The 12,761-nt window shown below is 33.5% G+C and carries 4 protein-coding genes; all 4 read right to left on the reverse strand.

Annotated elements, in window-relative coordinates; all coding sequences use genetic code 11:
• Positions 1-2: 2 nt before the first annotated feature.
• The 4 genes from NG806_RS08605 to NG806_RS08620 all read right to left on the reverse strand — a co-directional run bounded on the left by NG806_RS08605 (position 3) and on the right by NG806_RS08620 (position 12,248).
• On the reverse strand, positions 3-6,818 hold the full coding sequence (locus NG806_RS08605) for a hypothetical protein (protein ID WP_261512704.1): 6,816 nt from the start codon (positions 6,816-6,818) through the stop codon (positions 3-5).
• 25 nt (positions 6,819-6,843) lie between these two features.
• Positions 6,844-7,416, reverse strand: a complete 573-nt coding sequence (locus NG806_RS08610) for a hypothetical protein (RefSeq protein ID WP_261512706.1) — start codon at positions 7,414-7,416, stop codon at positions 6,844-6,846.
• A gap of 72 nt (positions 7,417-7,488) precedes the next feature.
• Complete coding sequence (locus tag NG806_RS08615) at positions 7,489-11,010, reverse strand: hypothetical protein (protein WP_261512707.1); 3,522 nt, start codon at positions 11,008-11,010, stop codon at positions 7,489-7,491.
• A 665-nt stretch (positions 11,011-11,675) separates the two neighbouring features.
• Complete coding sequence (locus NG806_RS08620; protein WP_261512708.1) at positions 11,676-12,248, reverse strand: hypothetical protein; 573 nt, start codon at positions 12,246-12,248, stop codon at positions 11,676-11,678.
• Between the last annotated feature and the right edge of the window lie 513 nt (positions 12,249-12,761).

A 12,761-nucleotide genomic window follows, 5' to 3' on the forward strand; every position in this document is an offset into this window, starting at 1 on the left:
GTTTATTCGTTTATTTTAATATTTTTAGCAACAATTGTTTTGGAAATGTCATATTTATCCCCGTTCCAAACTTTATAAATGAATTGGAAATTCATTTCATTTTCTACAATAGATTTCCCTGTATTCATGATAAGAGCCTGGGCGTAATCTTTTGAATAGATCATACTGTAATTACTATCTGGAAGAAGTTTTCCTGAACTATTCGGTTTTACGACTTCAATCATTCCTTGGTTTTTCGGATCATTAAGATCTACTGTTGATCCTTTTACCCTATTAATATTTTCAATTGGAATCTTAGGATGATTGAACGGCTCTGGATTTCTCACAAGAATGGCAATAACTTTTCCTGTTGCCGGATCAATAATTTTATTAAATTCAGTCGTAGGAGCATCTTCCTGTGGAGTAACCCCAAACAATCCCTGAACAATCCTGTCAAACGGATGTTGATATTGCATTGCAATTGCCTGACTTAAAGGATTCGTACATACATTTTTCGGATCGGTATTAATGATATCCCAGGCAGCATTAATCTTATCTGCAGTCAAAGATTTTTCAATACTGTAAACAGCTGGTTTCTTTTTATCAAGCCCATTTTCATCCTTATAATCAATAAGATAACTACTTACCTGCGCTTCAAAATCCTTATATCGAGAAGTCTGGAAAACAAACTTGTGAACTTCTTTAGCATAATCCTGCTTAATTTGTTCTGTTATATTAGCAAGATCAATTGTGTCGGTTCCCCAATAGAAATTCAGAACCTGAGCTGTATAAAGTTTTTGAGGCTTTAATTTCTTAGGAGTTGCAATTCGGTAGGTAGATTTTGGCTTAACCATTGTTATAATTCCTGTACAGTTAACTCCACTGTTTAGCAAATTAAAATACTGATTCATCACAGGAGGAATTGCTGGGTTATCATCATTTGCCCATTCTTCAAACGTTTGAGGAATATCAACCGGTGAAGTGACAATATCCTGATAAGTAGCATCTAAAATCGGCGGATTTATGATCGAAATTCCTTCTACAGGATCTTTGATAATGATTTTCATAGCACCACCTAACTTTTCCATATCCCCATATTTCTCCCATCCGTCTAATAGTTTAGAAACATAACTTGATGTAAAGTATAAGGATATTTTTGTCGTTTCATCATCATAGAACAGCGGTTTTGCACTGACTATATTTCCGTCTGCATTTGGATAAGAACGTTGATAATCAATATAAGCTCTTAATGAGGTGTGAGGATATTGATCAGGATGCGGAGTCTGATGATCTATAACAGTTCCATTGGTATCACGGATTTCCCCGGTAGTATCTTCTAAAATAACATCAGCACCATTCTGATCTTTAAGCTTAATTTCACCATAAGTAGCATCTTTATCTAAATGGAAGAATCCCAGAGGTCCACCCGTACGGAATGTATAAGCATAACTGTATTCTTTAGCATTCAATCCATTATCAACAGTATCTTTTAGCTTAAACCTTACATAGTAAGACGTATCAGGTCTCCAGATCGGCTGAACTGATTTTGTAAGGGCAGTAACTGCAGCCTGAGCATCCTGAGTAATAGCGTCTTGAGTAGGAATATCTACATTATAAGCATAATCTTCTACAGACATCCATTTAATCTCATGAAACAATGTAAAGCATTTCTTCTGATCAACACAATTCCCTAGATCTTTTAAAATTGAAATAATCTCTCTACAAGCATTATCAAATAATGTTTTAAAGAAAGAGTAATCATTCCAACCCCCTTTAATAATAGTCTCAATCGTTACGATCTGTCTTCTTAAAATCTCATTAAGATACTCGTATCCCGGATTTTCTTTGATAAATATATAGTACGCATTCAACAATGGAGAATTGCTCACTACAGGATCAGCGCTAAATTCACCAAATTCCTGAGCAGAAAGATTAGTAGCTAAATTGCATAACTTCTGATCTACACAAAGATTCATCCTTTGTAACAGATTATTGATCTGTTTTAATTTGGTCTTTAAAATTTCAAAACGAGCTATGATCTCAGGATTATTATCCGGATTACCATTGATATATTCTTTTAAATCCAATAAGTACTTATTGTATTGTTCTACGTTTATGATCAGTAGATCTGATGGAATACCCGATGATTGTAGAATATCTAAAATATAATCATATGTTCCTGATTCTATATTTTCATTGATCATTCGAACATAGTTATACTCTTTAACTCCAGGAGAAGGGTTTTTCCTATCAAAAGGCAAGATGAAATTATTGTTGTAATATTTTACCAGTTCAGGATATATCTTACAAACAATTTCGTACTTCTCTTTTCTTGTTCCTTCACATCCTTGTGATTGTAATTGAGCCAGTTGATATTCAAGTTCAGCATATAATGCAGGATCACTTGGTAGCACTGGATCTACTATTCCACCATTATCCAAGGCAATCTGATATCCCTGATCCATTAATACCGCCATCTGTTGCAAAACAAGATCAATCTGTGCATTGTCTGTCACATCAGGAGTAATAACAATTTTTGTAATACCATTCGTAGGTATGTTATCAGGAGAAATCGGATTTTGAAGTTCATCCTTAGAATAATATTTATCCTGTACATCATATTGTACTACGGACTGTGTATTCGTAAGATCAACAAGCGGACTGTAATAAGCTACCGTTACCCCTGTACTGTAGGTACTTAATTTCAATGAAACCTCTTTCGACGGATTTGGCAACATAATCGTAAGCGAAGAATGGTTCTTAAACAGTAATGATTGGTTAAAACCATATAGGTTTATTTCATCAGAAACCTGAGCATGATCTCCCTGCATTACAGGATTTCCATTTGAATCTACTGTATATTGAACATCACCCGATATTTGATAAGAAGCTCCTTCACTTTGGAAGAAATTAGACGTTGAAGCATAATAAAGCGTATTCAACGGCTTTTCTAAGAAATCAGAAACTGAGCTTTCAATATGTTGTCCTTCACAGAATAATGTAGAAGCCAAAACTCCATATTGTTCCGGAATAAACCATCCGGGATTTCCCTGTTCAGTGTAGGAGAATGGGGTCATTCCCAACAATCTGATTGCATTATATTGATTATCTTTTTTCTGCCACTGTCCTACTTTCAGGTTATTTAACTCTGGATTATTTGGTTCCATCGCTTTAAAAGGATCATAAGGTACCCAGCCTGAAGTCCCATCGTTACCTAAGATTTCAATTTTCTCCAATGAATACTGATGCTTTACCTGTCTTAGTTCCAGACCTTTCATTACTTTATCAGGTGGAATAAGATCTACTGAATTACCTGCAGCACTGGTATAGCCCCCGATAATACTGTTTGTAACAGTGTTTGGACGTAATCCTTTTGTTGTTTTGATATCAATATAGGTATCCAAAGGCACTACATTTTTAATCGAATTAAAGGCTGGTATTGTATCCGGACTTACCTGTTGTAGATCAAACGTCTCATTCGTCAACATACTCACTCCTTTTACAAGACTATCCGTCTGATCCTGAATTTCTGTAAATGGATTCACAGGATCTCTTTCCACTGTTTTATTGAATTCCCATTTAAGCTCAACTTTAACACTGAAACTGATTTTAAAGAACAGGATCTTTAATTTAAATGCAACACTAAATGCACCATAAATTAAGAACGGCTTCGGTGATTCTACGGCGAGAAGAATTGTAACCGCTGCATAAATACGGATGATCTTCACATCAATATCAATCGCTAATCCTGCTTCGAAATAAGCACCCATCTGAGGTTTTTGGAAACTGATCTTTCCTCCAAGTTCAAGGTAAGCAAGTACAAAGATCTTAACCGGACCGAATTTTCTGTCGAATCTGAATTCTCCTCTAGCTCCCGCTTCAATTCCTTTTCCGGAAATCATTAAGAATGCCTTCAGAGTAAATAGATCTTTCAATAGTTTCGCCTGAATCGGATTTTGTTTTGTTCCGAAATTAATGTACCAGGCTGAAGGATTATTAAAGAAGAAACCAGCCTGAATTTCTGCGTACAATTTGATGATATCACCTGATTCTTCAGGGAATTTATAATCCGCTCCGAATCCGAACTCCAATGAATTGTCTCCAAAAATAAAGAAAGCAAAGAATGGTGGATCATCCTGGTAAGTCACCCTACTGGAAAGAAGTTTCATTCTCGCATCCACCATAACCATGGATGGAAGTGATAATAATAACATGGCGTTAGCAGAAATAATATTTCCGTTAGCCATCGTATCTCCAAGCAATGCTCCTACTCCTAAAGAGAATGGAAAGCTATATTGTTCTGTCTGATCCGGGCGACTGAATTTTTTAACCCCAACTCCCCTAGCTGGAGCCGTATAATATTCATACCAGGTATTCTCAGAAGTCATATTGATTGCTTTCTTTTCTGCAACATACCGGTAACCAAGCAAACCACGGAAACCATAGATGGATACAGGTCCTAACGCAATCGGGTTCGGAAGCTCAATATTGGCATCGATCAGAAATGCAGGATATTTCGGCGCTAAACGCATATCTACTCCACCTGTAATTCGGGGATTTTTCACCTTAAGGCTCACTCCACCCTGATATTCCTGGAATTCTCCAGGCTCAGGAATAGACAACCAACCTTTGATTGAAACCGTCGGATCGTTTGAGTTAGCCGGAATCACCATATCCACGTGGATCGTTTGGATATGAAGATATGAGTTATGTGGTTTATTTTGAGTCACATCATCATCGATCGTATAATAGAATTTAATTCCGTCCCCACGGGCATCAATTCCTGCAACTCCAATACTTACCCCACCATCGAAACCGAAGTAGTTGTATTTACGAATATGATCTCCGAATTGTCTTTCATGAGAACCAAAGTGGATTGCGGTTACCGAAACCTCTACAGGACCAATTGGAAGCTTAATAGGCTTTGGAAGCGTCATATTTCCTCCATTCACTCTGAAGTCGATGCTGCCATCGCTATAAATTCTTAAAGTAGAAATACTTAAAGTTTGTCCTTTTAATAAACCACCAAGTAAATCATCTACAAATTCGACATCAGCTGATGCTCCGATGAAAAATTTATCATCTTCTTTCCCTAATTCAACTGACTTTAGATGTAGTTTAAAAACTCCGGGCAAAGTAATAGAAGGATCAAAAGGTGGTACAGCAGCAGCAGCTAGACGGAAATCACCATCAGCTTCTATGTGTCCCTTTACATTAATATTAGCAGGATTCCCGTTTGAGTCAGTAAATTTTGGAATAAACAATTGCCCTTCAATATTAGAAGAAACAACAGAATTCTGTTTTAAGGTAACATCAAAAGACTTGAAACCTACTTTGAATCCATCTTGTGAACCAATCCTTTTCCAAAGAATATTATTACTTAAACCTGATAAATAAGACTGGTAAGCTGCGGCATTCGAGAAAGTGATCGGATCTGTTTGACCTAAAGGCTTTAAGGAAAGCGGGAATTTAAACGGATAAGGAAATTCTGATGATGAACTGATCGTCTGAAGAGTTGTTTTCAGTTCCGTGTAATCATCTATTTCAACTTCAACCATTGCCTCGGTCGTTGTATCCTTTTTGTATAACGTAACTGGATATTCAAAATTGAATTTACTGTTGTAATACTCAAATGGAACTCCCGGATTTACAATTGGCACTGATTCTAGCATAATTGTTCCCGAAACTCCTCCTGTTCCTACCAGTAAATCATACCCACCTAATCTTAGTGATGTCGTTGTATTTTCTGGTGGTGTATTATCGTTATGGAACCATTTTGGAGGGAAGGTCACTGAAATGGCCCGGGCATATACTCCGATAAAGTCATTGGGTCTTCCATCTGCATCGGCTTCCGCAATATTTGAAGTTTTACTTAAGTCTACTTTTAAACTTTCAATCTGCAGAATCAAGCCCGTATTTCCAATACTTGCATAAGAAGGCTGTAGAGATCCTGACAGATCCATCTGATATCCGAAACCTGATTCTGTATCTGCATAAAAATCAGCTTCTGCAAACAAGAATTTTGTTTTTGTATTTGGAATTTCATTTCCATTGGCATCTACCGGCTTTAAAATATTGGTGGGAAATTCTACAGCTGCTGTTAATTTTAGTGTAGCCCTTACTTTTGGTAAAATAATATCTTTTATAAAGCTTTCTAAATCATTGGGTAAAAAAGCTGAAAAGAATAAATCGATCTTTAACTTTGCTTCATTGAGATTGCCCGACGATAAGATGTACAATCCAAAAATAGTGGGTAATACTGATTGATTAAGGTCGCTAATTTTATTTATTAATACTTGGTATTTATCATTTTCATAATCATCAATAATAATATTACTTCCATATAATATATTAATATCTTCTATTAACTGTTGGAAATTGGATTGTGATACATCTGGAGTAATAAATAAATCAGTAGCTGTTCTTAATGCATCTGTCTCAGAAATTTCAAATATAGCAAGTCCTAAATGATACAGATCCTCTGCTGAAAAAGAAAACTGATTGGTTTTAAAGTATTTTATAAATCTTAATATTTCCCAATTCCAATATAAGCTTATAGGAAATGAAGATATATCTCCATCTTGAAAATCAGGATTTAAAACCAAAGATATTCCGGTTCCCGGAAGCTCTAATGCAAGTTTTGTCTTACTTACAATACTCAGACTGTGAAAAGACTCACTTCCTGAAATATTCTTTGAAAAATAATAATCTTTATAGTAAATTTTACTGAGTATAGTTTCCAAACCAGATTTTATAAAGGATAAAAATTCTGGCAGGTCATCCGGCTTCACAATATCTGTAACGGCCGGGTAATATATTAGTGTATTTTGTGTTGGCATAATTTAATTACGTTTTTTTTGTGACCTATCCTTCCATAGCAAATGGCTTTTTGCTTAAAAACTCTCCTGTCTTAGCATCAAATTTATAAGCATAACTGAAGTCGATATCTTTTTCAAGATTGGCATTACAAATAATTCTCCAGATATATTTTTCGTCCTCCTTATAAAGATTCATCAGCCAGAGTTCATCTTCTTTTTCAATATCAATGCTGAACTTTTGCTTCATGACCTCAACCATATCAACCCTGGTTAAGATTCCTTGATCTTTTAATCCCGCATCATGATCTGTTTCCTCAGTGAGCTCTCCATCTTTAGAATATGTTTTATGAATTCCTATGGCAGCATCTTTGAAATATAAACCTTCATAAGCCAAAGAGCAGGTGTCTTCATAATATAGAAATACCATTTTATAGACGCTGTTTTTTTCTCTGACTTCTTCAACATAGAGTCCGTCACTTTGCTGACCAAGAGTTACAACGGCATTTTCATCTTCATAGGAAAACCTTTCCATACGATAATCTTTATTGATAGTCTTCGCAGTCTTATCCTCTCTTGAATCAATATTTTTTTTAAATTTTTGAATATTAAATGTTCTCATTTTTTTATTTTTAATGTTGGTGTCTTTGCAAGAAAAAAGTAAGACAAAAAGGAATTATTACATTGTTTGATATCACTTGTGTAAAAATTTGTGTATTATTTCACTTTGCCAATTCCATATGCAATGTCTTCTATCGGTATAGCTCATTATATTCTCCGTTGATTTTGTATCAGGAGATGACATACCGCCTAACATAAACACGAACTTTTGATCGGGATCTGTAATTGGAATTAATGAGCCACTTGTCTCTTTATCCTGATGCGTATGGTATAGTGATAAAGCATGTAAACCTTCATGGGTACCGGTAGCGATCTTATGACCTGAAAAAACCATAGCCTGTTTCTCGCCAATATCACGAGCAATACCTGCCAAATCAAGGGTTCCACTTGGGTTTCTTCCATTCAAGCCAAAAGAATACAGTCTTAACCATTTTTCGTATCCCTTAGGTAATATGTCATATAAATAACTAAAGACATCCAAATAATGATCTGTATTTAAAACCAGATCACCACCAGTTTCTTTATAGACAAAAGTTCCGGGCTTATTAAGCACAAACTTATCCTCAGCTGTGAGAGTAACTTTTTGTATTTGTACCTTTGGAAGTAATAGCATTTGATGAAAAACATTATACATCATTTTCTTATCATCTGAAGTAAAAGGTGTATATTCCACAACTCCTACTCCGTCTATATTTGTTTCACAATTCAAAAGCAAGATATTAACGTCTTTTCTTACTGAACCATCATTCTTATTCAAAACAATCATTCCAGCAAGAATACCTTTCTTATTATTATTAATATCCGCACCTGGGGGAAAATACAATGCTTTGATGTTTACAGGCTCGCTTAAACCTTTCAAACAGGTAATTTTTATTCCTTGATTGAGTATTTTTTTTGTATTATCCTGTAAATTGACAATACTCGTTTTATCCAACTTTATTGCATCATTCTTTTCACATATAAATTTTATAGTCCCTTTTTTTGCTAAAGGATTTGTAATCAATATTCTTAAATTTGCTTCATAAGGAATGGGTGGTGGTGTGTGTCCATCTACATCTGCCGAATAGATAACCTTAAAATCCTGCGGAAATAATGAAAGATAAGGTATACTATAAATACCCTTATCCGTGGATGATGCCTGAGTAGGAATACATGGATACTGCCTGATAAGAAACTTTAATGCCTCATCTGTATTTTCATATTCAGAGTTATCCGTAAGCGTTCTTGGCCTTTCGTATCCACCCTTTATACCATCATAAAAATTAATATCAGGAATTACAACCGGAGCTACTAAACTTTTATAATAATTATCTCCATTCCTGAACCAGTCAAAACCAAATTCACCATCATAAGGTTTAAAATTGACATTAGGAGGATCAATATTTCTTGGTACTGTTCTGAACTCTATTTTTAAAGGAGCGAATTCATTATAAAACTCCTGATAATCTGAAAATTCCTGAGAGAAAAAGAATAGATCATCCAAACTGTATACATAAACTTCATTTCCTGCAGATGGATAAAAAGTCGTAAACTCAATCTTTCCTTGACTATTAAGCTGTTCGTATCTTATTCCTAATTTGAATTTTCTTACATTTTCATTATCTACCGGCTCTTCCTCCAGATTAAAGAATACATTATCTACGTCTGCGGGAATAATAAATTTACTATATTCATCTTCTGTAATTCCCAATAACATGTAAGAATACTTTTTAGGAATAGAAACCTCATGGAAAAGGGTTAGAGGTTTTATCACTTTACCTCCTGCAGTAAGCTCTCCTTTGAAAATAGAAAAATTGATATCATTGAAAAGACTCGAGAAATAGGTCTCTTTATCATGGATATCATTTACATATGTTGAAGATACCTTATCAAGATTAAGACTTTCTGATTCATGATCTACTCCAGAGTTTCTTTTAACAGTAGCAACAAACAGTCTCCTATTTTTTGTAGCAGAAGCTCCTGTAGCCCCCTTTTTAACACCTTTATCAAAAACAACCTTATTTTGTAATATAGCGCTTTCCTTTATAGTATCATTCAAATTAATATTTCTGCTCTTATCATAGGTCGCCCAATGCATTTTAACAGATGCATCAAACTCTACTGAACTTTTAATATTGGCAATCCATAAATGATCATAGTAATTTTGAAGTGGAAACTTTTGCTGCATGCTACAGTTGATAAAAATCATGTCCGCGCACGCTTTAGAATTGGAGATATTGAATTTTAGAGGTACATCAATTAAATCCACATAAAATATTAGCGTTTCTTTTCTAATGCTAACAACTCCATTATAAGTATCACTTATTGCAAATGTTATTTTTTTTATTTCACTTTTTGTAGGTGTTCCAAAAATTTTTCCTTTGTTTATTCCTGATGGTATTAACTGAAGACCAGCAGGAAGTGGTCCACCACTTTCAATCGTAACGGTTGAAGTACTTTTAACCCTCAAATCATGAATCATAGAAGAACCTTTACTTAGCAATATATCTCTGGCTCCCGTTTTTTTCTGTAAGTATGATTCGTTTCCAGAAATCAATTCTAAGGATATCTGACGATCTATTTTGTTAATATTATTTTGGCCAGGGTTATTATCAATTTGGTATTCTATTAATAAGCTTTTATCTGCATCTGATTCCTTTATTAATATAGGCCAATCATCAGTTTTATTATCTTCTCCATTGTCATCAAAACCATATATTTTTCTGGCAGAGTCATAATAATTAAAACTTCTGTTATCTTCACCCCTTAGATAGATATAGAGCTTATTTCCGGTTTGATAGGTCTTCAGTATTTTAGAAATGTCATCTGTGTTGCTAACTTCGGATCCATCTTTAAATTTGATTTTACCACAATTGATATGTGATCCCCAAAATGCTGCTGCATCTATAAATTGGTGTATATTTTCTTTAAACTTTTTTTTATTTACAGCACCTGAAACAGTATCGGTATCAAAGATAAATTCCTGGGCTCTCGCAAACTTCAGGTCAAAATTAAACATTGAGCCCTGATTTTCAAGAGTATAATCTCCATGATCCAGAACAATGTCCAGCCCTATTTCTCCTTTAAAATTCCCAATATAATCTCCTTTGCTACAACTAATTAAAGAAGATTGAAAAGCATTATCTATAAGCTTTGTAGAGGGTGCCGCAAAGTCGTAGATATAGGTTAGGGGAAATATACTTCCTACTGAAGAAGAAAGTCCATTCAATGCTATGAATGCGAGCCACATTGTTTTTAATGTGTCAGGTTTATCCGCAGCAGGTTGGTTTAAGACGTTTCCAGTAAAATAATCTGCTTTATTTATTCCTCTGTAAATAAAATATTTAATTTTTAATGGACTATAATTGTTTTCTGATGGTTTGATAATAATATTGATTTTACTGCTATCATTATCTTGTGGCTGTATCAGAATTTTACCATTGCATATTGCATAAAGTTTTACCCAATCATTGGTATTATTGGCTTTTACTTTGGAAGTAGTCCTATATTTGGTTGTGGGTGAGCCATTAACAGGGCCAAAACCTTCAGTACCACTGGCTGGTGCTAATTTCAATAATTCGGTAAAAAAATGTGATTGTGGTTTGTATATATTCATTTATTTTTTCATTTAATAGTTTAACAAGCTTTGCTTAGATTTTGAAATAAAATCTTATGCAATTTTCTATTAAGCTTAAATGCAGGTCAACTTTTATAAATATTATCAGCCAGACACTGTTGCATAAGAATTAGATTTTTAAATTGTTTCATAATAGATTTAGTGTTTTGAATCATTAATTTACTTTTACAAGGAAATAACAAACAAAATATCGGTCTTTTAAATATCCACACCCTATTAAAATATTAAAACACACATTATCAATTACTTATTCCGTTTATTTGAGATAAAAATATCCGTACAACGACAAAACGTATTGTGTTATATTTTTCAAAAGGCTATAAAAAGTGATTATTAAAAATAATGGTATATAGTAGCGCTAGTATTTGTTTATTTCCTTATTCTGAAACAAAACTATTCACCCACGACGACAAAACTCGACGTATTATTTTTTTTCAATTAAACAAAATAAAATAAGCGGGTCTTTCAGACCCGCTTATTTTATTTTTATATTCTGGAAAACTTATACTATTTTTATTTAGCTTATAATTGAATAATTATATTGATTCATATCATCATCATTGAAACCTGATTTTATTGAATAAACATTTTGCATCCCCTTTTTAACATGGGATTGGTTTGAGCATAATTTAGTCTTTTTGAATCTATCCTTCCATTTCAAATGGTTCTTTGCTTAAAAACTCCCCCGTCCTGGCATTAAATTTATATGCATAATTGACTTCGATCCCTTTTTTGGCGTTGGCTTTACAGACAATCCTCCAGATGAACTCGCCATCTTTTTCATACAGATTCATTAACCAAAGCTCATCTTCTTTCTCAATATTGATACTGAACTTTTGTTTCATAATTTTAGCCATCTCTGTACGTGTTAAAATTTTCTTATCATTTAATTCTGCATCGTGATTCGTCTCTTCAACGATTTTGCCTTCTTTAGAGTATTTTTTATGAATTCCTATGGCCGTATCTTTAAAATACACACCTTCATAGGATAAAGTACGGGTATCATCATAATATAGAAATACCGTTTTATAAACACTATTTTTTTCTTTAATTTCTTCAATATAATATCCGTCACCTTGCTGACCAAGAGTTATGACAGCATTTCCGTCCTCATAAGAAAACCTCTCCATACGATAATCTTTATTGGTAACTTTCTCAGCCTTATTCTTTCTTGAATCTATACTTTCTTCAAATTTTTGAACATTAAATGTTTTCATTTGCCTGGATTTCAATATTTGTTGCCCCTTACATGAAAAAAATGCCAAAGACAAAAAAAGAATTATTGTATTATTTATTTTCATTTTTTTATTTATTTTATGACTTTATCAAATCTATTATACTACTCCTATTTAAAAAAAGATCAAACATTTTTTAGCATTAAAAAAAGTATAATATTATTTAAATCCTTTAATTATTTAAGATTTATTTATATTCTAATTTATTAATTTTTATCTGATCTTACTATTATTTCAAACCCCTAGTATTAAAAATTAAATAAATATCTAAAAATCAATATTTTAGATATTAGGGAAAAATTAATTTCATAAAAAGTCTACTTTTTTAGTGGACTAATAGAAATATATGTTTTATATTTGCACTCGTATTCAGGAAATAAAAAAATGAAACCGGAATTTAAACATACAGACTCAGCGAATAAACAGATGATCAATAATATGATGATGCAATGCTGTATGCCTGTATTCCGATATTACTGTGGTTAACCTTACTAT

Origin of the sequence: Chryseobacterium paludis (assembly GCF_025403485.1) — a bacterium.
Lineage (GTDB): Bacteria > Bacteroidota > Bacteroidia > Flavobacteriales > Weeksellaceae > Chryseobacterium > Chryseobacterium paludis.